We start from the raw sequence: 21,532 nt of genomic DNA, 5'->3' as shown, positions 1-21,532 counted from the left end.
CCCCTCTACGAGACGAAGATGGTCGCGGCGGTCATGCCTGCCGGCAGGAATTCGGTGAGCCGGGCGCGCAGGTTGTCCAGGCGCTGCGGCTGGAACAGGTCGTGGAAGGCGCCCATTTCACTGCCGTCCTCGGCGCCGCGGCTGATCTCCACGGCGCAGTCGGCGGCGAGCTGGGCGTAGCCAGGGGTGCCGTACCGGGTGCTGGTGAACCGGGGCCGCACGCGCAACTGCTCGACCTCGCCGCGCACCCCGTCGGGCTGGCAGCGGTATCGCCGAGGGGTGCGTGAACCCGGTGTGCTGTAACAGAACCGGAGACAGCCGAGGCCGCGCCGGGCCACGTGCACCCGGCCGTGGAAGATCGAGTTCTCGCCGAGCCGGATGGCGTGCGTGTGCACCTCGCCGATGATCGTGCTGCGCCGCACGGACAGGATCGCGTGCGCGTGCCGGCACTCCGGCGCGGACAGGGCTTCGCGGTCGGTGGCGGTGGCGTCCAGGACGCTGTCGGTGAGGTGGATGGGCAGCGGGTCGGTGTCGACCTCGTTGGCGATGACCAGGATGGTGCCCAGGATGCTGCGTTCGATCTGCACGCAGGCGGTGGTGTCCTCCAGCACCAGGCTGGGTTCCTCGGGGTGCGAGGGCTCGCAGTGCGGTTCCAGGGACCAGCCGGGCACGAGCGTGCAGTGCCGCAGCACCACCGCGCCGAGCGGTCCGGTGACGTGCACGCCGCGTCCGGCGATGAGCAGGCCGTCGAGCACCAGCCTGGCCCGGGGCGGGCAGCAGTCGTCCTCGGGTTCGCTGTCGGCGGCGGGGCCGCGGACGAGTAGTGCGTCCGGGCGGTTGCTGTACCAGTCGAGCAGCCGGATCACCGGCCGGGTGCCTTCGGCGGCGCGGACTTCGAGGCGTTCGCCGCGTTCCAGGGCGAGTTCGATCTGTTCCTGGTAGGCGCCGCTGTCGGTGATCTCGATGATCGCCTCGGGCCCGGCCTGGCCCTGCTGCTGGTCGGCCCGCCACTGCCGGAAGGCGGCCATGATCCCGCCGTGCGCACCGGGCCCGACCAGGTATTTGTCCACTGTGGACTGATGCGGGCGCGGGTATTCGCCGCCGCCGGTGTCGTCGCTGAAGGCGTGGTGGTAGCTGACCCAGACGCCGTTGCGTGGTGCGGTGCGCGGGCTGAACGCGATCCGGCCGAGCACCGGGTCCACCGCGACCTGCCTGCCGCGCGGGCGGTAGGCCCACCGGGTCAGGTCGGCCACCACCAGATCGGCCAGTGGCAAGGGTTCCTCCTCGCCGTCCCGCCAGATCTGGAGGCTCTTGCCCGGTCCGTAGTAGTCGGGCAGGGCGTCGGCGAGGGCGCGACGGCGGATGAAGGCGGGCACGTTGGCCGCTCCGGCCAGGTGCGCGGGCCCTGGTTCGGGTTCGGGGTTGGCGAGCAGGGGCTGGTTGTTGCCGAGAATGGAGAAGGTGAACAGGTTGCGCGCGCGGTCGATGCAGTAGGCCGGGGCGCGGGTGATCGAGTAGGGCTTGAGCCGCCACAGGAACACGCCGACCGCGGGTGGTCCGTACGCGCCGGCGGAGCCGCGGGCGGTGGTGTCGAAGGGCGAGCCGAGCAGGTCGAGGTCGGCGCCGCGGCGCAGGTCGACGTAACCGCCGCCGTACGCGGTGCGCGCGCTGGCCGCCGCCGGGCGGTTGGGATAGAGCCGGATCGGCTGGTGTGCTGCCAGCAGCGGCTGGATCTCGACCGCGCGGGCGGGCCAGTCGGCGACGGTGCGGGCGAGTTCCTCCAGCAGCGGCAATGTGCCTTTGCGGCGGCGGTTGGCCACGGTGTCGGCGACGTCGGCGCGGGGGGCGAGTCTGGCGGCTAATCGTTGCGCCGCTTGGTCTCCGCGGCTGGGCGTGGCGAGCGAAGCGACGGGCCGGGATTGCAGAGCTTCTTCGTAGCCGCGCAGCATCCGGTAGCCGACGAGATCGCCGAGGTAGGGCACCGCCCAGTCTGCGGCGGTTTCGATGAACCAGTCCTCGTAGAGTGCCTGGACGTCGGCGTCGACCAATTCGACCTGTTCGGCGAGCACCGCCAGCAGCGCGCGCAGCGGGCCGCCGGTCTCGGCGTCGCGCAACCGGTGGAACTGCGGCAGCAGGTCGTAGAGGCGGTCGGGATCGGGTGCGGGCATCACCGCACCTCCTTCAGGATCAACGTGTCCGGCAGGGTCGGTGACAGCAGCACGAACTGGGCGGGCCGCACCCCGCGGAAGACCACGACCACCCGGCCCCGATCCAGGGGCCTGGCGTCGGTGATGTCGGGGTTGAGCCGCACCAGTTCGGCGACGCTGATGCCGTGTTTGGCCGCGACCGCGGTGAGGGTTTCGGTCGGGCCGCTCGCCGGGGCGACGGTGTATCTGTCCACTGTGTACTGGGCGAGCCGGGCTGGCACGACCGGGTTGGGCCTGGCCAGGTCGGTGGCGAGCTGTTGCAGGCCAAGGGGTGTGATGCTGCCGGGCACCCCGGCGAAGGAGTCCACGTCCACGTGGTCCACGCCGGGCATGGCCTGTGCGGTGGCCAGCACCTCGGACAGGTAGGCGGGCTGGCCGAGTTCCCGCCCGGCGAAGCCCAGCCGGCCCAGCAGTGCGGCCCGCACCGCCGGTTCCACCAGGTCCCAGGAGTGGTCGGGGTGCACCCGGATGTTGGCCGCGATGACCAGCAGCACCGGTTCTCGGACCGCGACCTCGGCCGGCAGCCCGGCGTCGCCGTGCGCGGTGAAGGCGGCGCGCAGGGTGGTGATGAGGTCGGAGTCGGGGTGCAGTGGGATGTCGTCGGTGCCGGCCACGGTGACGTGCACGACCTGGCGGGAGCCGTTGTGCAGCTGCCGGGCCTCCGCGCGGCCGATTCCCGCTCGGGCGCGGGCGAAATCGGCGTAGTCGGGCACCGAGACCAGGCGGTCCAGCGCGGTGACCCGCAGTGGGATGTTGCGGCGGAGCTGGCCGGCGTCGTCGCGGTTGGCGCCGCCGTCGGCGGGCAGCGGGTTGGTGACCGCGGAGACACCGAGTGGGCGGGTGGTGAGCTGGGTGAGCTGGCCTGCCGTCACATTGCCGGATTTGCCGAGGCCGACCCGGTAACTGGCGCGCACGTTCTCCACGCCGGTGGGCAGCCGGGCGCCGTGCCTGCCGTCACCGAAGGTGATCTTGAGTGCGCCGGTGTCGGTCAGCGCGGTCACGTACACGCGTTCAGTGGGGCCGCGGCCGGCCAGGCTGTCCACCTCCTGCCAGCGCACCCCGTCCACCCGGATCTCCAGGGTGCTGTGCGCGCCAACGGGATTGTCCGCGGCCAGCCAGGTGAGCGGGCCCTGTCGGAGCAGGAAGGACTGGCCGGGTTTGCTCGCGTCGCCGCTGCCGATCGGCTCGTCGCGGCTGGCGCCGTGGGTGGCACGCACCACGTTGCCGTGCACCCGCACGCTGATGCGCAGGTAGCGGTGGGCGAGCGGGGCGGCCAGGGTGATCTCGGTGTGCACCTTCTCGCCCGGCCGCTCGGGGTCGACCTTCTGGGTCACCCCGGCGATCATGGCGAGTTCGGTGCCGCGCACGCCGGTGGTGCCGCCGGGCAGGTCGGCGCGTTCGCCGGTGACGATCACCCAGCGGCCCGGGGTGAGGCCGTCGTACAGTTCGGCCAGCTCGATCACGTTGCCAGCCACCGGTTCCGGCACCGGCTCCTCGGCCAGTTCCAGGCGGTCGCCGCGGGCGTACACGGTGGCGTCGCGCAGGTGCGAGAGCAGGGTGTCCTGCTTGTCCAGCCAGGGCCGGTCCAGGGTCAGTTCGGTGACCTTGGCGCTGATCCCGAAGGCCTGCTTGGCGATGGTGCGGGCGGTGGTGACCCTGGCGGTGACGGTGGACAGCTTCTCGTCGCCGCCGATCTCCCGGCCCTTGCGCGGCCTGGTGATCACCACCCAGCTGCCCGGTCCGATGCCCTCGTACACGCCGTCCAGGGCCAGGATCCGGCTCGGGGTGAGCGCGTAGGTCTGGATGGTGAAGTCCACGTGCTCCACGGTTTTTGGCGGTCCGGCGGTGGCGGCGATGCGCTGGAACCGGGCCAGGAAACCCTCGCCGTGTTCCTGCCACCAGGGTTCGTCGCCGACGGCCAGGGTGTGCTCCAGCACCGGCAGCGCCTCGCCGGTGAGCCGGACCTTGATCTTCTTTTCCGCGTTCTGCTCGAACACCTCGACCTTGCGTTCGGGCAGTTCTTTGCTGAAGGCGAAGGAGATTTTGCCGGTGGCCGGGGTGAAGGTGAACTGGCCGGGGCCGAGGTCGACGGTGACCTCCTCGGTGAGGTCGGTGAGGATGTGTTCCCAGGCCCCGTTGCCCGCGATGAAGTGCAGCACCACCCTGGTGGTGTGCACCTCGGCGTCGTAGTCCACCCGCAGCCGCAGGGTTTGCAGGGAGCGCAGTGACCATTCCTGCGGGGTGGCCACGCCGCCGGAGACCCGCAGTTCGGGTGGGGCGGTGGCGCCGAAGGGGGTGGCGACCACCCGCATCGCGTGCAGTTCCTGCAGGGCGAGCGGTGTGCTGAGGTCGGTCTGCCGCCAGGCCGGGTAGAGGCTGTCCCGGAGTCGATCGTCCAAAGCGGACAGCAGTTGGGCGCCGAGGTCCGAGCCGGGCGCGTAGATCCGGGCCAGTTCCCTTGCCAGGTACCGGGATCCGGCGGGTGGTCGGGTGGTGCTGGTGCGCAGTGCGCCGAGCAGGGCGCCCAGGCCGAGCACGGCCTCGCTGCGGCCGGGGACCTCGGCATCCAGGGCGAGGGCGTGGTAGAGGCGTTCCGGTGCGGGTTCCCAATCTTGCTTGGGTTCCAGCTTGCGCGCGGTCGTCTCCAGGGCGCCCAAGGTCTGGTCGAAGGACTTCAGCCAGGTGGCGATGTGCACGTAGTGCTCGGCCAGGGCGGTGGTCTCGGCCACGCGTTCGCGCAGCGCGGACACCTCCTTGGCGAAGCGGGTCGGGGTGGTGAGGGTGTGCCTGATCCGCCACAGCTCGGTCACCGGGCCCTCGACCAGGCGGCGCAGGATCGCGCTGCGCCGCACCACTTCCGGTGGTTGTTCCGGGTCGGCCGGGTCGGGGTCGACGAGCTTCTTCAGCTCAGCTAGTAGGTCCTTGTTCAGCTCGGCCAGGGTGGGCAGCGCGGGCTGGGGTAGGCCGATGGTGGTGACATCGCGGTCCCGGTCCAGGGTGACGCCGGGCACCACGGTGTGCTGCTGGCGGCCGGGTTCGGCGCCGAAGACGAACAGCAGCTGGTCGCCGGGTTTGAGGTTGGCGGAGACCCCGGCGACGTGCACGGCCGTGCGCTTGCCCAGATCGTCCATGGTGAACTGGTAGGGCCGGGTCTGCCGGACCCGCAGGTCGTTCCAGGACCAGCGGGCGAGCAGGTCCTCGATGGTCTCGAAGGACTGCGGCTCCTCCCCCGGCCCCGGCACGCTCTGGGTGCGCGCGCCACGCGGGATGCGGACCTGGAAGTCCCGGCCCTGCCGTGGATCGGCGTCCAGGGTGTAGGCCAGGAACGCGCCCGCGGCCACTCCGGGCCGCGGGGTGTGGCCGACCAGGCGGCCGAGCAGGGTGAGTGAGCGCTGCTCGGTCGCGGTGCGCAGGTAGCCCTCGTTGGCGATCCGCTCGGTGTAGAAGGTGAGCAGGTCGCCGAGCACCGCGCCGGCGTCCAGCAGGCCGATGGCCGGATCCTCGGTGCCGCGCACGGTGAGCGCGGCCAGCGCCGGGTAGGCGGGGCTGGACAATCGGGCGCGCATGCTGGCCAGGAACTCCGCGTGCGTGCCGACCCGGTGGGTGATCTCGTTGCGGGACGGCGGGTTGACCACCTCGACGGGGGTCAGCACCGCGGTCCCGGCACAGCAGTCGGAACAGCAGTCGTTCGTCACCGGGCACCTCCGAGCACGAAGGTCAGGCGGCCGTTCTCCGGCCGGTCGGGGTCGTTGTCGAGCTGGCCGATCTCCAAGGGCCCCAGTGGCAGCAGCCCGGCGGCGAGTTCGCCGTTGTCCTGGCCGAAGCGGCGGCGCAGGCGGCGGACCTGGGCGGTGACCACGCCGGGCAGCGCGGCGGCGCGGGCGACGAGCCGGGAGACCCGGATCGGTTCGCCGAAGCTGAGCGCGTCGGGGTGGAAGAAGCCGAGTGCGCCCTCCGGCAGTCGCCGGGTGCCGAAGGCCGCGCGCAGGGCGGCGAGCAGGTGCCCGCGCTGGTAGCCGTGGTCCACGCAGACGAACAGCTCGATGTCCAATGGCACGAGTGCCGCCGGGTTGACGAAGAGGCGGTGGCCGATGCGGCGGGCGGGTTCCAGGGCGGCGGCGACCGCGGCGAGCAGCGCCGGACTGGGCACACCCGCGCCGAGCGGGTCGACGGCCACGTGCGCCTCCTTGCCGCTGCCGTTCCAGCGGAGTTGGGCCGCGGCCCGTTGCACGCCAGGCACTTCGCTCGCCAGGCGGGCGTAGTCGGCGGCGGTGACCGCGCGGACCAGGCTGCGCCGGGGCGCGAGCGGGGCCAGTTGCCGGACTTCGTCGATGGGCTCGGGCTCCACGCCGCCGACCGCGGCGAGCGGATTGCGGACTCTCGTCACGCCGTCCGTCATGGCCCCGCAACAGAGTGCGAGGTGGGTGATGGCCTCCGCGCCGACGTTGCCCGCGACCCCGGTGCCGACCCGGTAGGCGATCTCCACCGTGCTGCCTGGCCTCGGTGCGAGGCCGCGTTTCCCGTCGCCGAAGCGGAGTTGCAGCCGGGCCGGGTTGTCCTCGGTCAGCTCGCCGACGAAGTGCCGGTCCCGCGGCCCGCTGGCCAGCAGCTCGCGCCGGGGTGTCCACTGTGGACCGGGCGGATCGCCGTCGTCCTCGGCCTGTTCGGTGACCAGCACCGCCGGCAGGGCGGCGCGAGGGTCGGTGCGCAGTGCGGAGCGGGCGGATCCGGCCAGGGCCTGTGCGCCGGGGTGCAGGCCCTCGGCGTGCTCGCGGCCCCAGCTCTGCCTGATCTCCCAGGCGATCCCGTCGGCCAGGACCACCCCGGCGGCGGCCCGGCCTGCCAGCACGCGCAGCCGGTCGAGCTTGGGCTTGAGCAGTTCTTCCTGGCGGGCCAGGAGTTCGCGCAGCGCGGGTTCGGGGCGTTCGCCGATGTTGAGCCGGGCCAGGAGTTTCTCGGTGAACAGCACGGCCAGCGCGGCGAGTGCGCGGCGATCCGGCGGGGTGCCGTCGCGGGCGTCCCGCCAGAGTCCGGTGAGCCAGTCGTGCACCCGGCCGGGGATCTCGCGCAGCCGCTCGGCCTGGGCAGCGGCCACGATGCGCGGCAACGGGAACACCACCCGCTGGGTGACCGGGGTGTTGCGCAGGATCGGCCGGAACGGGCGCGGCAGCGGCGGGTAGGTGACCTGGGCGAGCAGGGTGCGCAGCGCGGTGTGCTGGTCGGCGATGACCTCCGGCCGCACGACTTCGTGCTCGGTGCTGCCGCGGGAGAGCGAGATGCCGAGCCCGCCCCTGGCCACCGCAGCCGCGCCGAAGACCGCGTTGAGGCCGCGGACGTCGTCGGGGTCCAGGGGTTCGTGTTCGGCGGTCTGGCTGATCAGGGACTGGAGGTGGCCGACCGAGGGGTCGGCGGCGGCGCGGTCCGGGCAGCCGAACTCCGGTGGTTCGCAGCTCGGCGGGTCGACCGGTCCCGGGGGCACCAGAACCTCCTCGGGTCCGGCGCCGCAGAAGGTGAGCGAGCGGCCGTGGTCGACCAGCAGCACGTTGCCGCGCACCACACTCAGGTCGGTGAGCAGGCAGCAGTCCGGGCCGCCGACCGCGGACAGGCAGACGCTGAAGGTAAGCGCGTCCTCGGCGGACCAGGTGACTTCGAGCACCGGCTGGTCGTAGAGGTCGTCGCAGCCAGGGGTCACCGAGGTGAGCCGGACGGCCTGGCGGTGGGTGGGATCGGCGTCGGCCGCCGCGCCGGTGACCGGGCCGCGGACCTCCTCGATGATGATCACGTCACCGGGTTTGAGGTGCAGGGCCCGTTGCCGGGTGCGCGCGGTCTCCCCGCCCTGCCAGGCATCGCGCAGGGTGGCGGCGGTGGCGCCCGCGGGCAGGCAGCATTCTTCATCGCCCCAGGTCCAGAAGCGGATCAGGTTGTGCTCGGGCCGCACGGTGAGCGGGCAGGGCCGGACCGGCTCGAAGACCTCCACCACCGCGCCGGGCGGCAGGGTTTCCAGGTCCTCGTCGGAGAGCACGGTGCTGATCTCGGGGCGTTCGCCGGGCGGCAGGTGGCTGAGGTCGATGCTGACGAACCGGTAGTCCCCGGCCTCCAGGGTGTGCGTGTGCGCGGTGTCCAGGGCCACCCAGGCGCGGGCGTTGCAGCCGTCGTGCATGGCGTAGTCGACCAGCCGGGCGTGTCTGCGGACGGAGGTGCGGCGGCGGGCGGTGTCCAGGTATGCCTCGGTGGCGACCGCGTCCTGGCGGTAACCGAGCTGGTCACCGGCGTAGGCGAGCAGTTCGACCAGGGTGACGCCGAGATCGGGCACATGCCGTTCCAGCCAGGTCGGCACGGTCAGCGTCATCCGGTCCAGCAGCAGGCGGCGCAGCGTGTCGTAGTCCCGGGCCAGGTAGTTGATCTCCGGCGCCGGGCCTCCGACCCCGGGCGGGCAGGGTTCCGGTCGACAGTCCACATCGGACGGACAGCTGCGCCGGAAGTCGAAGGGCGCGCTGGCGTAGCGCGGGTCGAAGCCGGGGTAGGGCTCTGCCCCGGGGCGGCCGTAGGCGTTGGGGCGCACCAGGTGCAGCGTGTAGGTGGAGGCGTCGCCCGGCCGGTCCAGGCTCAGGTGCACCCGGTCGTCCAGCTCCGGGTCCGGCTGGCCTTCCAGGCGGACCTCGACCACCCGCAGCCCGGTGATCCGCCGCCCGCCGTCGATGCGGAAGTTGTCGCGGGCCAGGTCTTTGGGCGCCTTGCCGAGGAAGGTGACGGTGAGCGTGCGGCCGTCGTCGGCGACCTCCACCCCGTCGATCCCGTTCCACCGCTGCGCCCTGATCCGGCGCCGCCGCCCGTCCACCCGGCACTGCTGTTCCGCCGTCACTGGGTCCCCCTCCGCTCGAACACGTCGGTGCGCTGGGTGCCGGTGGGCCGGACCAGGTAGACCAGGTGCACGCGCAACAGGTTCTCCTCGCTGAGCACCTCCAGCGAGTAGATGTCGATCACGTCGCCGAGCCAGCGCTGCAACCCGGCCTGCACGGAGAGCTGGAGCGCGGAGGCGAATTCGGGGCTGTTCGGCGCGAACACCAGGTCCAGCAGCCCGCAGCCGAAGTCCGGCCGCATCACGCGTTCGCCGGGGCTGGTGAACAGCAGCTCCTCGATCATGTCCCGCACGTGCTCGTCGTAGCCGCGGTCGGCGGTGCGGCCCCTGCTGTCGATCCGGAACGGGAACGCCCAGTCCAGTCGACCCACCCGGGTCCGCGCGGCCGGTAACTCGACGATCCGCTTGTCTGCTCTGGCGCCCATCTCAGCGTCCCCCCGCCCGGCGTTGCACGGTGACGATCCGCGGTGGCCCCTGCGGGATCTGCTCGGCGCTCAGGCACAGCCCGACCGAGTCCTCCAGCAGCGCGGGCACCCCGTTGACCTTGATCGACACCGACGGCCGGACCCAGCGGATCGTCAAGCAGGGCTGGGGTTTCTGGCCGACGGTGAACGGGCAGCCGCTGATCGTGTAGATGTCGGACTGGACCGCGACCAGCTGGCTGCTCACCGCCACCCGGTGCTGGCCGGGCGCCACGGTGGCCTGGCCGCCGTGCGGACAGGTGACGGTCGCGTTGACGTGCAACAGGTTCATCGACATGCCTTGACCCCCATTCAGGTGCTGACGGTGAGCGCTCCCCGGTTGACCGTGACGGTCGCGCCGACCATCGTGATCACCGCGCCCTGCCCGTTGTCGAGCACGATTCCCCGGTCGGTGACGGACAGGCTGGCTCCGGTGCTGGTGCGCAGGGTGATGCCGGCGTTGCCGGGCTGGTCGGAGAGCAGGATATGTTGCCCGGCAACGGTTTGCAGCACCATGTTGGGTGTGATCGGCGGTCCCAGCAGCGCCACCGCGGGCACCTCGGCCTGGGAGCCGTACCAGCAGCCGGTCCAGATCGGGAAGCTCGGATCGCCCTGCTCGAACTCCACCCACACCCCGGCGCCGACCGGCGGCACCACGTACTGCCCCATCTGCGGTCCGGCCACCGGCAGGCAGGGCATCGCCCAGGACGAGGGCACGCTGCCGAGCACGTCCGGCACCTGGACCTGGATCCGGCCCTGGCGCAGCGGATCCACGTTGACCACCACCGTGCCCCGGAACTTGCCGAGGTACCGGTTGGGCTCAGGACTCATCGGCGTTCTCCTGGCGGGTTCACGGGATCACCCTGGGTTGCAGGGCGATCAGGCCTTCGCGGGCGAGGGTGAAGTTCTGGGTGTAGCTGCCGCGCTGCAGGTTGTGCGTGACGCTTTTGACGTAGTAGAGGCCGTCGTAGGTGATGCCGGCGCCGCGCACGCCGACCAGTTCGCGCGGCCGGAGCACGTGCCCGTACCGCACCACGTCCAGCTGCCCGGACCCGGTGACCGCGTCCGCGGACTCGGCCGCCTTGGCCAGCGTTTCGGCCAGTGCCATCGGGGTGTCCTTCTTGGCGGTGTCCGCGATGACCTTCTTCTTCAGCGCGGGCGCGGGCCGGGCCGCCAGCGGTGGTCGCAGCACGCTCACCTGCGGCACCGGCACCGGCGCGGACACCCGGGTGAACGGGATCTGCACCATGGCCACGGGTTGCTCGCGGGCGGCCCCGTCGAAGCTGAAGGTGAGTTGGTCCACTGTGGACGATCCGTCCGAGTTGACGGTGAGCGCGTGCTGCGGCACCCCCAGCCGCACCTCGGGTCCCCAGTAACCCTTGCTGACGCCCGGTGCGGGTCCGGGATCGAGGTAGAAGACGTACCCATTGGCCTTGGCCAGCTCGTTGAGGTAGCCGAGATCGGTGCCCTTCTGGAAGTCGATCCGCTGGGTCGGCATAGCGGCCTGCGGGAACAACTCCGGGATGACCACCGGCACGATGCCGTAGCCGGCGTACTGCGCGATGATCGCGGCCACCCTGGCGGATGGTGGCATCGCCGGGAACGGCACGCCCTCCCGTTCCTCCAGGTCCATCAGCACGGTCAGGTCCTCACCGGTGACGGTCAGCGTCGATTGCCCCGGCTGATTGCTGATCCCCACTTCCTGCCGGATGCACACCCCGTCCATCAGCACCGACGGCGTCCCGCGCACCGTGGCCATCAGCACCACCCGCACCTGTGGGTCGAAGAACCCGGCGGGCAGCAGCACGTTGTGGATGAGCCCCTTCTTGGACAGGTCGAAGGAGAGCTGGAACCCGCTGCGCTGCCCGGCGGTGACGGTGACCTGCGCGGAGAGCAGGGCCTCGGTCACCTCCCTCGGCGCGGGCACCGGAATCCGCCTGCCCAGCAACAGGGTCAGGTGAATGGGTGTGCGATCAGCGGCCATGGCTAGTCCAGCACCGGCCCGGGAACCCCGGCTGGCAAGGTGATCCGCAACCGCCGCCCCGGCTCGGCCAGCTCCCGCGGATCCAGCACCGGATTCGCGTCCGCGATCCGCCACCACTGCCCCGCGTCGCCGAACTGCCGATCCGCGATCAGCTCCACCCGCTCCCCCTCCCGCACCACGTGCTCCCCGATCTCGGCGAACTCAGCCGGATCCGGCAACAACCGCCGGGTCAGGTAGGGCACCCGCCGCCCATCCCCGGCAACCCGCTCCGCGGTCGGGATCCCGTAGTACCGGCTGGTCCGCGGATAAGCCGTCGGATCAGGCAAGAACTCAAGCGGCTCAGTCATCCTCAACCCCTCCCCTAGATGCTCGGCAACCCAAGCTGCGCCAACCGACCGGTCCCGCTGGCCGCCCCCAACCGCTCCTTCTGCGCCAAATGCGCCAGATACAACTCCGCACCCCGATGTCCTGCCGGCAAGTCGTTGACCGACAACACCCGCAACCCCAGACTCACCGCCGCCCGAATCGGATTCAGCTCGGGGTCGAATGCCTCCTCGGTGATGGCCAGCTCGGTGATCCGCACCGGCATGACCCGCCGCGTCCCCCAGACGAACAGGGTCAGCGGGGTCTCCATGGGAGTGATCTCCAACGTGCCCGCGGCGGCAAGTCGCTGGTTCGCGCGGAGCTGTCCGCTGGTGGGGTGCACGAGCATTTCCAGCACGGCGAGCTGTGGGTGGATACCGAAGGGCGCGGGCACGTCAAGCTGGTCGGTGGCGTCGATCTCGGCGGTGAACTTCCAGGTCTCGATCGCGGGGCCCTTGAGGCGTAAGGCTTCGGTGCGGTCGCCCTGTTCGGCGCCGGAGGCTTGGGGGGCGAGGGTGCGTTCGAGAGTGTCGGGGTTGAACTGCATGACGATGACGCGTTGCGGGGTGCCGCGTTCGGGGTCGACGACGACTATGCCGGAGCGGATGGGTTTGGGGATGTCGAGGTATCTGGTCACCGACCGGCTCCTGTCGTCAGAGCAGACCGGCTCGTGTTTGGATTGGTCATGCCGCTCATCGCTCCACCAGTCCCGGGCCTGCGTTACCTGCCCGGCTACCTCTGTCAGGAGGAGCAGGACGCGCTGCTGGATGTCGTCGACTCCCAGCCTTGGCTGACGGACCTGAAACGCCGGGTGCAGCACTACGGTTACCGGTACGACTACCGGCGCAAGACGGTCTCCAAGGACATGTACCTGGGCGCCCTGCCCGGCTGGGCCGCCGAACTGGCTGCTCGGATACGACAGGACGGAATCGTCCAGAAACCGTTCGACCAGATGATCGTGAACGAGTACGAGCCAGGCCAGGGCATCGCGGACCATGTGGACTGCTTGCCGTGCTTCGGCGAAGAGATCGTCTCCCTGAGTCTCGGATCGCGCTGTGTGATCCGACTGCGCTCTCTGGACCGCACTGCGGAGTTCCCGCTGGTCCTGGTACCCGGAAGCCTGCTGTTGCTCTCCGGCGACGCTCGGTACAAGTGGTCCCACGGCATTCCTGGTCGGAAGCGAGATGTTGTGGACAGCCGGGCACTGACGCGCGGGCGCAGGGTGTCACTGACCTTCCGGACCGTGCTGCCCCGCTGACTGACAGAACCAGGACGCCTCTAGCTGGCTGACGGACGCGCATAGACACCCCCAACGTCGACGAGTTCGTTGAGCCAGGAACAGAATCCGTCCAGATGCCACTCATATGGGCTCGGCTCGGTCTCCATCGTCGAGTAGGTCCGGTACACGCCGCTCCTCCGCTCGCCGGATACATCGAAGGCAAAGTCGAACTCATAGGTGTCGGACCGCCCTGCCTCGTCCTGGTGGTACACACACTGCGCGAACATCAGGAATCCGTTGCTGACGATCGGGCCTTCGGTATTGACGATGTCCAGCGCAACCTCGGAGAAACCGAGGACATCCACGAAAATCGTGTCGTCGCTGCTCTCGATCGCGAGTCCGGCGTAGCGCTCCAGGAACTCGACATAGCATTGGTCCTGTTGGAGCGCCGGGTAGGCCTCTAGGAACGAACGAACCGGCTCCGCGAGGGATCGGTCCGGTTCGGCCGGGTGAGCAGGTCCCCGTCCAAGGAGAACACCCGGGATCTCCGTGACCCTCGCCATGACGTCGTCAATACTCATCCGTCGTTCGCCTAACCTGTGGTGAAGATGTATGTGGTGGCCAATGAGACATCGACAGTGGCCGCTCCAGCTTCGGTTGTCTCATGGGTGTAACCACGGTAGCCCTCCGGGTCGAACCCGGTTTTCGAGACAAGACGCAGACCGGCGTCATTGGCGAGCTTCTCCGGTTTCCATTGCCTTTCGTAGTAGTTTCTCTTGCCTACCCTGAGCGCGACGATGATCTTGCCTCCGGCATTGAGACGAGTGCGCGCACTCGTGAAGAACACACTAAGCATCGCCCTGGCCCGCCCCGTGGCACCGGCCCGTTCCCCGCCGGGATGCGGGAACATCCAGATGATGGTGTCGAACTTGGGTTTGTCCTCCGCGCCCTCGTGCAACTTCGTCGCGTCTACCCCGAACTCGACCGTGACCTGGGCGCTGGCCAGCTGACCTGCTCGCCGCAAGGTCGCCGGGTCGGTGACTTCGTGCCGCTTTTTGTAGACGGTGGCGGTCACCTGACCTGGCAACGCGATGCCCAGCTTGAGGTTCGTCTCGGTGAAGCTGAGGTTCCCCTCCCCCACCAGCAGCACCTTGCCCGTGAACGGAACGAGGTTTCCGCTGTTGTCCGGATTCATCCGCGCATAGACCTGCCAGCCCTGAGCCGCCCGTCTGGCCCTGATCTCCTTGAACCGGAAGGTCCGTGCCACTGTGGCCAGGAAGGTGAAGAGCTGTCGTGTGGAGACGCCTCCCTGCCGCACCACGCTCGCGAATCTCGTGATGGCGGCCATTCCTCGGCGCCACCGTTCAACGACCGAATCGTCGTCCGGTTTCGCGACGTCCTTCTCCGAGGCTGGCGTTCGCGCCTGCGTGCGGGGCTGGAGGAACAGCACCCCGCCGTAGCGCCCACCATCGCCACGGGCGACTGGTGTGCCGGTGAGATCCGACAGCACCTCGCGAAAACCGCGAGTGACCACAGCAGAGGCTGACCGCAGCTTTGCCTCCATGGTGAACTGCGGAGATCCGTTCCGCTCGAAAGTAGTGAGCCGGTACCAGGCTCGCAGCGCGGCGAGCAGTGGGCGTGCGATGTTCTCGCGCAGTCCACGCTGGAGCAGGCGGTTGAGCCGGGGCCTGATCCTGCTGACAGCCCGCAGGAGCCTGCGTGCGTCCGACTGCGGCGAGTTCCGCTGTTCCTCCCACCGTCGTCGCTGTTCTGCTCTGCGACGCTGCCGTTCTTTCCACCGGTTCCGTAGCCGGTTGACGCGTTCGCGGACCTTGCGAGCGCTGTTCGCCAGCGCCTTGCCCAGCTTGCTGTTGCGCAGCTTCGCGCCCAGTGCCTTGGCTGCACCGCGCACCTTGTTCAGCCCGGTGCGGACCGCTCCCTTGGCTCTGTCCAACATGGACGGACGCTGGGCCGGCCCCGCCGGACGCCGAACCCCGGACCGCCCGGCCGCTGGACGCCCCCGCCCCGCCCCCGGCCGACCGCGAGTACCCACGACCGCCCCTGGACGACGGCGGCCCACCGGAACAGGACCCCGGCGGGGCGGCCGAAGGGCCTGGCTGGCGGAGCGAAGACCACGGCGGGCGGAGTTGACCGCACTGCCCGCCGCCCGGCGAGTGCCCCCGGCTGCCCGGCCCAGCCCGCGTCCGATCTTGGCGGCAATGCCCTTGAGCGTGCTGCCGACCCCCTTCGCCGTCCCCTTCAGCTTCGTCATCAGGAAGTTGGTGATGAACTCCAGCAACGCCACCACGCCTGCCGCGACGGCCTTGGCGAACAGGGCGGCGGCCGGGCCGGCGCGGACGGCTTTGAGGAAGGCGATGAAGGCGCCGATGGCGGCCAGGATCCGGCTGACCGTGCCCCAGGCGGCCATCAGGCCCTGGACGATGGCCAGGACTGCGCCGGCGGCGGGGATGATCAGGGAGACCAGGCGTTCGACGACGACCTGGATGATGATCATGGGGAGGGCGGCGATGATGCCGTCCCAGGCCATTTTGGCGATCTTGCCGATGGACAGGCAGCCGCGGACCAGGATGTCCATGATGGCTTTGCCCAGGCCGAGGACTTCTTCGACCTTGCCGTTGAACCATTCCTTGACGCCGGTCTGGATGGCGCCCCACAGGTGGTTCTGCACGCCGTCGCGGGCGCCGCCGCCGAGTTTGCCGAGCCAGGTGCCGACGCCGTCGGCGGCGATGTCGGCGATGATCGCGGCGAACTCGCCGAGCAGCTGGATGGCGGCCTTGGCGAACTCGATGGCGGCGTTGACCGCGGTGCGGACCACCTCGATCGCCGCCTTGAGCGCGGTTTCCAGCAGGCGGAGCAGGCCGGTGAGGGCTTTGGCGAGCAGGTCAAGCAGGGCTTTGACGCCTGCTTTGAGGGTGTCGGCCAGTGCGTTGACGGTGGCGATGGCGGCGTCGCGGAGGTCCTCGATGCCCTTGCGGATGCGGGCGGCCAGTTCGGGGAAGAACACCGCGAGCACGTCGCAGAGCGCGATCAGCACGTCGGCCAGGGTGTTGATCAGGGTGACGATCGCGTCGCGGACGAAGTCGATCGCCTTGGTCACCAGGTCGGTAAAGGTCCGGACGATGTTGTTGATCGCCTGGATGGCGGCGTTGAAGAAGCCGGTGACCGCGTCCAGCAGGTCGTTGAAGAAGGAGGTGACCTTCGAGGCCAGCCAGCTGAAGAAGCCGCCGCCCTCGGCCTCCTTCTCCTTGCGCCGCTTCTCCTCCGCGGCCTTGCGCTCGGCGTCCTGCCGCTCGCGCTGGATCTTGTCGTTCTCCTCGGTCTCCCGGCGCGCGTTGGCCTCGTCGGTCTCGGTCTTCTGCTTGACCACCTCGCCGTTGGCCTTGCCGTGCTCCTTGACCGCCTGCTCGTTGTTCTCCTCGATCTTCTGGTCCTGCTCGGCCCGCCACTCCTCCCGCTTGGCCGCGGCGTCCGTGCCGACCTTGCCCCGTTCGGCGGCCTGGGCCTGCGAGTTCTCCGCGACGGTGCGGGTCACCTCGGACTCGTGCCGGGCGTTCTCCTGCGCCACCGACTGCTCGTGACCCTGCCGTTCCGTGCCCAGCTGCCCCTGCCCCTGGGACACCGCGGCCTGCACCTGCGGACCGCGTTCCTGTTGCGCGACAACGGCGATGCCCTGGTCCGGGGCGGGTCCGCCGGGACCGGGCGCGGCCTGGCCACCGGCGGGCGCCGGGACCTCGGCGGCCAGGGTTTCGGCTGGCACGTTCGGGAAGATCTGGTCCTCGCCAAGGGGTTTGGCCGACTCCTCGCGCCCGGTGTTGTGCAGCTGCCGGGACTGCTCGGCGAGCTTGTGCTGCTGTTCGTCGGTGCGCGCCGGATCGGCCTGCCCGGTCAGTTCGACCTTCGGCGGCGGCGCGACCGTGGTGTTCATCGCCGGATCGGTGGTCGGCACATTCCGCACCGCCTGCTGCACGTTCTGCACATCGCCCGGGGTGACCTTGCCCTGGGTGTCCCCGGCCAGGTGCGGCCGCGGCACCGGCTGCTGCTCGCTGTGGACCTGCTCAGACTTGGCTTGTTTCTGCCGATCCGCCTCCTCGGCCTGGGCTCGCTCCAACCTGGCCCGCTCCGGATCCCCTGGCGGCGCGACCCGCGGAGGACCGTCGAGCGTCTGCGGCGCGCCGACCGGCCGTTCCATGCTGGGCGGCGCGGCCTGCAGCGCGGACTGTTGCTCGCCGACGGTGCGGGTGACCGAGGCGTCGACCTGGGACAGCGAGGTCTGCATGCGGTCGATGGGCAGGGTGCCGACCGCGGCGAGCGCGGCTTCCGGAGGCTGGCTGGAGACGTCGGGGGTGGCGGGTTGCTGTTCGGCCGGGGCGGCGGCCGGGGCCGGGGCGGCGCCTCCGCCCGCGGGGGCGGATTCGGGGGCGGCGGCTGTGGTGGTGGCTTCGGGGGCACCGGCGCAGGCGCCACCGCCGGGTTCGAGCGATGCCTCGGGACCAGCGGGGCCGGGGGTGTTGGCGCCGGCAGCGCCGGGGCCGGGTGCACCAAGATCGGGCTGAGTGCCGAGGCCATCCTGGACACCGCCGCCCGGACCGGGGACCGGAGCCTGCGCGGGACCGGATTCCGTTGCGGCACCGGGCATCTCGGCCGATTCGGCGGCCGGGACGGGTTCGGCGGGGCGCTCCTGCGTGGCGAGTGCGGCCGGTTCCGCCGGAGCGGCTTGCGGCGGCGCGGCCTCGGCCGGGGCCGGTTCGGCTGCGACCGGCGCCTCGGGTTCCGGGTCGTCCACTTCCGGTGGTTCCGGGGTCTGCTCGGCCTTCGTCGGCGGTGGTGCGGGGAAACTCGGCGCCTGCGCCGGAGCCGGTGGCGTGCCGCCCACGGGCAACGTCAACTGATCCGCGGTCGGCACCCGCGAGACATCCAGGTCCCCGGCCGGAAGGTGGTCCTCGGCCGTCAGTTCCGGCTGGGCCGGTTGCTCCGGCGGTTCCGGGTCCGGAGTGTCCACTTCGGACTCCGCGCCCGGCTCCAGGCCGAGCGGCTGCTCCTGTTCCGGTGGTTCTGCAGCGGTTTCCTCGCGTTCCAGCAAACCGTGCCGGGCCAGCGGGCTTTCCGGGCCGGTGACAGCGGCCTCGACACGTTCCGGCTGCACCGCGGGCTCGCGTGGATCGGCCCTGGCGGCGAGCGGTTCCGGGGTCGCACCGGCCGGTGGACCCGCTGCGGTGGGCGCGCCGAGGGCGCCGGGCAGCTGGGCCGCGGGTTGGGCGGCGGCTTCCCGGGCGGCCTGCTCCGGAGCGGGTTGCCCCGGCTCCTCCTGGGGCTGCTCCTCCTTCTTCTCCTCTTCCTTTTCCTCTTCCTTCTTCTCCGGCTCCGGTTCCGCGGGCTGCTCCGGCTCCGGCTCGGGCTGAGGTTCCGGCTGCTCCGGCTCGGTTTCCGGCTCCTGCGGCTCCGGCGCCGGCTGGGGTTCCGGCTCGGGCTCGGGTTCGAGTTCCGGCGTGGGCTGTTCCACTACCGGCTCGGGCACGGCGGCGTTCTCGACCTCCGGCGCGGCCGCGGTCTCGTCGACCTCCGCCATCAGTGCCAGCACCCGCGCGTACTCCGCCGACGGCAGTCGCCGCTCCAACCGCGCCAGCACCGTCTCCCGCAGCTCCGGCGTGAACCGCCCCAGCTGCAACCGCACCCGCCCGGAGGCGTCCGTCGGGTCCCCGCGCAGGCTCCGCAACACCGCCGCCACCAGGCGATCCACCAGCGTCGCCGGGTCCAGTCGTTCGGTGCGCAGGTGGTCCGCGGTCGTGGTGGCGTAGCGCATCCACCCGGCCGCCCTGGCCTTCTCCACGACCTCGCCCGGTCGTTCGGCCAGCGCCTCGGCCTCGCGTTCGGCCGGCTGGCCGGGGGTGCTGACCGCGCCCGGATCGCGGCCGACGGCCAGTTCGCCCATGGGGTGCGGGGTCTGGATGGTGTGCAGTAGTTCGTGGGTCAGCAGGTGGCGGCCTTCGACGGTTTCCGGGCGGTAGCGGCCCTTGGCGAAGAAGATGTCCTGGCCGACCGTGACCGCCTCCGCGCCGACCAGCTCGGCGACGGTGGCCGCGTCCTGGTCGGTGTGCACCCGGACCCGGCTGAAGTCGTGGCCCAGCCTGGTTTCCAGTTCGCGGCGCAGGCCGGGGTCGACCGGGTGGCCGGGGGCGGCCAGCACCTCGCGGAGTTCGCGCGGGGCCCTGGCCGCGGTGGCGTCCGGTTTCTTCCGCTCCGGGGGTTTGGCCGGGCGGCGCTCGACGGATCTGGTCATGGGCCGGCCGCCAACAGTCCACTGTGGACGGCCCTGGCCAGCGCCTGCCCCAGTCTGCGGGCAGACCTGGTGGGCGGTAGCGGCGGCGCCCCGCCCACCAGGTCGATTTCCCGTCCGGTGAACGGAACGGGGTGCTGGGTGAGCAGCCGGGTCAGTTCCCGTTGGAAGGACTCGGCCACCCGGTCGGCGTTGATCCGCCCGAAGCCGGTCAGCGCCAGCTCGCCGATCTCGATGCTCACACCCATCCGGCCACCTCCGGCGGGGTGAGCGCGCGCTCCAGCTTCAGGTACTCGGTGCGCGCGGCGGCCAGCAGATGCCGCATGGACAGCGACTGACCGGCCTCGGCCGCCAGGAAGGCCGCGGACAGCGCGACGTTGCGGATGCTGCCGCCTGCCACGGTCAGCTGGGCCAGTTTCCGCACGTCCAGGCCCTCGGTCGGGGTGCTGGCCGGGATGACCCGGCGCCAGATCTCGGCGCGTTCGGCCGGGCCGGGGAACGGGAAGTCGACCACGAACCGGATCCGCCGCAGGAACGCCGTATCCAGGGCCTTCTTCATGTTGGTGGTCAGGATGGCCAGGCCGCGGTAGGACTCCATCCGCATCAGCAGGTAGCTGACCTCGATGTTGGCGTAGCGGTCGTGGCTGTCCTTGATCTCGCTGCGCTTGCCGAACAGCGCGTCGGCCTCATCGAAGAGCAGCAGCGCGCCACCGCGTTCGGCCGCGTCGAAGACCCGGCGCAGGTTCTTCTCGGTCTCCCCGATGTACTTGCTGACCACCTGGGACAGGTCCACCACGAACAGGTCCAGCCCGAGCCGCCCGGCCAGCACCTCGGCGGCCAGGGTCTTGCCGGTGCCGCTGCCCCCGGCGAAGAGCGCGGTGACGCCGAGCCCGCGGCGCAGCACCTTCTCGAAGCCCCAGTCCTGGTGCACCACCGCCCGCTGCCGGACGTGCGCGATGATCTCCCGCAGGATGGTCTGCTGTGGCTGGGGCAGCACCAGATCCGCCCATTCCGCCCGGGGTTCGACCCGCCGGCCCAGTTCTTCCAGGGCCACTCTGGCGTGGTCCAGACCGGCCTGCCAGGCCAGTGCGGCCGGGTCCCCGCCCTCGCCCGCGCCCCGGCGCACCGATTCGCCCGCGGCCCGGATCACGTGACTGGGCAAGGAGAACTGGGCGGTCAGCCGCGCCAGGTCGGTCTCGGACATGGCCGCGCCGGACCCGTTGAGCGCCCCGGCCCACAGTCCGCGCTGCTCGTCCTCGGTCAGCGCGGGCACGGTGATCCGGGCCCGGCCCCTGGGGTTGCCGGCGAGCGGATCGGCGCTGGAGATCGCCACCGGCGCGCCCAGCTCGTGGGTGAACTGCTCCACCAGCGCACGCTGGGCCGGCGTGGCCTCGGTGACCTCGATCAGCAACGCGGCGGGCAACAGCAACGCCTCCCGCTCCCACAGCCGTCCGAGCAGCTCCCGTTCCGCCGGCGCACCGGGCAGGTCCTCGGCGCGCAGCACATACAGCGAGAGCCCGCCCTGATCGGCGGCGGCCGCGGCCACCTCCCAGCGGGTGCGCTCGTCGGCCCCGGCCAGTTCGGCCTGGGGCAGGCCGCCCGGCTCGTGCCAGTGCGCGAGCAGCGCCTGCGCCGACCGCCACTGCGAGTCGGGCAGTTCGGCCTCGGCGCGCACCCGGCGGAGAAGTCCGTGCAGCCGGGTGTCCACATAGGGCAGTCCGACCAGGAAGTGCAGCACCCGCTCGCTGATCCGCAGCCGCGCGGTGGTCAGTCCGCCGGGTTCGGGTTCGAGCAGCAGCCAGCGGCGCAGCGGCGCGATCGGCGGCAGCGCGCTCCAGTGCGGTTCGGCCAGGGCGGCCAGGGCCAGCGAGAAGGTCGGGTAGCCGCGGTCGGGGTCGCCGGCCGCGGCGGCGCAGCGGGCCGCGGTGCTGGGGTCGAGTTCCATCGCCGCGCACAGCAGCAGCACATCGCGCTCGAAGCCGGAGAGCCCGAAGCACACGCACAGCGCGTCCAGCGCGGTCAGTTCCCCTGGCGCCGCAACGCCTTCCGCGGCCTGACCGAGGCCGGCGGCATGCGCGTCCAGGCGCGCGAGCACCCGGCGCACCGCGGTGACCACCGCGTCCTGATGCACCCGCCGACCCCCT

At 71.2% G+C, this 21,532-nt stretch carries 14 protein-coding genes; 1 reads left to right on the top strand and 13 read right to left on the bottom strand.

What is annotated here, in order from left to right:
• Positions 1 to 5 precede the first annotated feature (5 nt).
• The 9 genes from MZC64_RS31655 to MZC64_RS31615 are packed head-to-tail and all read right to left on the bottom strand — an operon-like array spanning position 6 to position 12,511.
• Entirely contained in the window at positions 6 to 2,168 is a 2,163-nt protein-coding gene (locus MZC64_RS31655; protein WP_247760582.1) for a hypothetical protein, read from the bottom strand.
• Complete coding sequence (locus MZC64_RS48890) at positions 2,168 to 5,902, bottom strand: putative baseplate assembly protein (RefSeq protein WP_247760583.1); 3,735 nt, start codon at positions 5,900 to 5,902, stop codon at positions 2,168 to 2,170. Before MZC64_RS48890 ends, MZC64_RS31655 begins: the two co-directional genes overlap by 1 nt.
• On the bottom strand, positions 5,899 to 9,069 hold the full coding sequence (locus MZC64_RS31645) for a putative baseplate assembly protein (RefSeq protein ID WP_247760584.1): 3,171 nt from the start codon (positions 9,067 to 9,069) through the stop codon (positions 5,899 to 5,901). The genes MZC64_RS48890 and MZC64_RS31645 overlap by 4 nt, the downstream gene beginning before the upstream one ends.
• Entirely contained in the window at positions 9,066 to 9,491 is a 426-nt protein-coding gene (locus MZC64_RS31640) for a GPW/gp25 family protein (RefSeq protein WP_247760585.1), read from the bottom strand. The genes MZC64_RS31645 and MZC64_RS31640 overlap by 4 nt, the downstream gene beginning before the upstream one ends.
• A gap of 1 nt (position 9,492) precedes the next feature.
• Positions 9,493 to 9,825, bottom strand: a complete 333-nt coding sequence (locus MZC64_RS31635) for a hypothetical protein (protein ID WP_247760586.1) — start codon at positions 9,823 to 9,825, stop codon at positions 9,493 to 9,495.
• A 14-nt stretch (positions 9,826 to 9,839) separates the two neighbouring features.
• Entirely contained in the window at positions 9,840 to 10,358 is a 519-nt protein-coding gene (locus MZC64_RS31630) for a phage baseplate assembly protein V (RefSeq protein WP_247760587.1), read from the bottom strand.
• 19 nt (positions 10,359 to 10,377) lie between these two features.
• Positions 10,378 to 11,511 carry a hypothetical protein gene (locus tag MZC64_RS31625; protein ID WP_247760588.1) on the bottom strand — a complete coding sequence of 378 codons (1,134 nt, stop codon included), beginning with the start codon at positions 11,509 to 11,511 and terminating at the stop codon, positions 10,378 to 10,380.
• A 2-nt stretch (positions 11,512 to 11,513) separates the two neighbouring features.
• Positions 11,514 to 11,858 carry a LysM domain-containing protein gene (locus MZC64_RS31620; protein WP_247760589.1) on the bottom strand — a complete coding sequence of 115 codons (345 nt, stop codon included), beginning with the start codon at positions 11,856 to 11,858 and terminating at the stop codon, positions 11,514 to 11,516.
• 14 nt (positions 11,859 to 11,872) lie between these two features.
• A complete protein-coding gene (locus MZC64_RS31615; protein ID WP_247760590.1) occupies positions 11,873 to 12,511 on the bottom strand; it encodes a hypothetical protein in 639 nt (212 codons plus the stop codon).
• 48 nt (positions 12,512 to 12,559) lie between these two features.
• Between MZC64_RS31615 and MZC64_RS31610 the strand changes: the two genes are divergently transcribed.
• Positions 12,560 to 13,132 (top strand): alpha-ketoglutarate-dependent dioxygenase AlkB, encoded by a 573-nt coding sequence (locus MZC64_RS31610; protein ID WP_247760591.1) that lies wholly within the window; start codon positions 12,560 to 12,562, stop codon positions 13,130 to 13,132.
• 20 nt (positions 13,133 to 13,152) lie between these two features.
• Here the strand turns inward: MZC64_RS31610 and MZC64_RS31605 are convergent, their stop codons facing one another.
• Genes MZC64_RS31605 through MZC64_RS31590 form a run of 4 tightly spaced genes read right to left on the bottom strand, consistent with a single transcriptional unit; the run spans position 13,153 to position 21,519 of the window.
• The gene (locus MZC64_RS31605; RefSeq protein WP_247760592.1) at positions 13,153 to 13,674 is read right to left on the bottom strand and encodes a hypothetical protein; all 522 of its coding nucleotides are present in this window, start codon (positions 13,672 to 13,674) and stop codon (positions 13,153 to 13,155) included.
• Between the two features lie 11 nt (positions 13,675 to 13,685).
• Positions 13,686 to 19,391, bottom strand: a complete 5,706-nt coding sequence (locus MZC64_RS31600; protein ID WP_247760593.1) for a Rossmann-like fold-containing protein — start codon at positions 19,389 to 19,391, stop codon at positions 13,686 to 13,688.
• On the bottom strand, positions 19,388 to 19,636 hold the full coding sequence (locus tag MZC64_RS31595; RefSeq protein WP_247760594.1) for a hypothetical protein: 249 nt from the start codon (positions 19,634 to 19,636) through the stop codon (positions 19,388 to 19,390). Before MZC64_RS31595 ends, MZC64_RS31600 begins: the two co-directional genes overlap by 4 nt.
• On the bottom strand, positions 19,627 to 21,519 hold the full coding sequence (locus tag MZC64_RS31590; protein ID WP_247760595.1) for an AAA family ATPase: 1,893 nt from the start codon (positions 21,517 to 21,519) through the stop codon (positions 19,627 to 19,629). The genes MZC64_RS31595 and MZC64_RS31590 overlap by 10 nt, the downstream gene beginning before the upstream one ends.
• Positions 21,520 to 21,532 lie beyond the last annotated feature (13 nt).

The sequence above is a fragment of the Crossiella sp. S99.2 genome, from assembly GCF_023094165.1.
In the GTDB taxonomy this organism is placed as follows: domain Bacteria; phylum Actinomycetota; class Actinomycetes; order Mycobacteriales; family Pseudonocardiaceae; genus Crossiella.
Note: the sequence above shows the minus strand (reverse complement) of the source record. Positions and strands in the feature narration are given on the sequence as shown.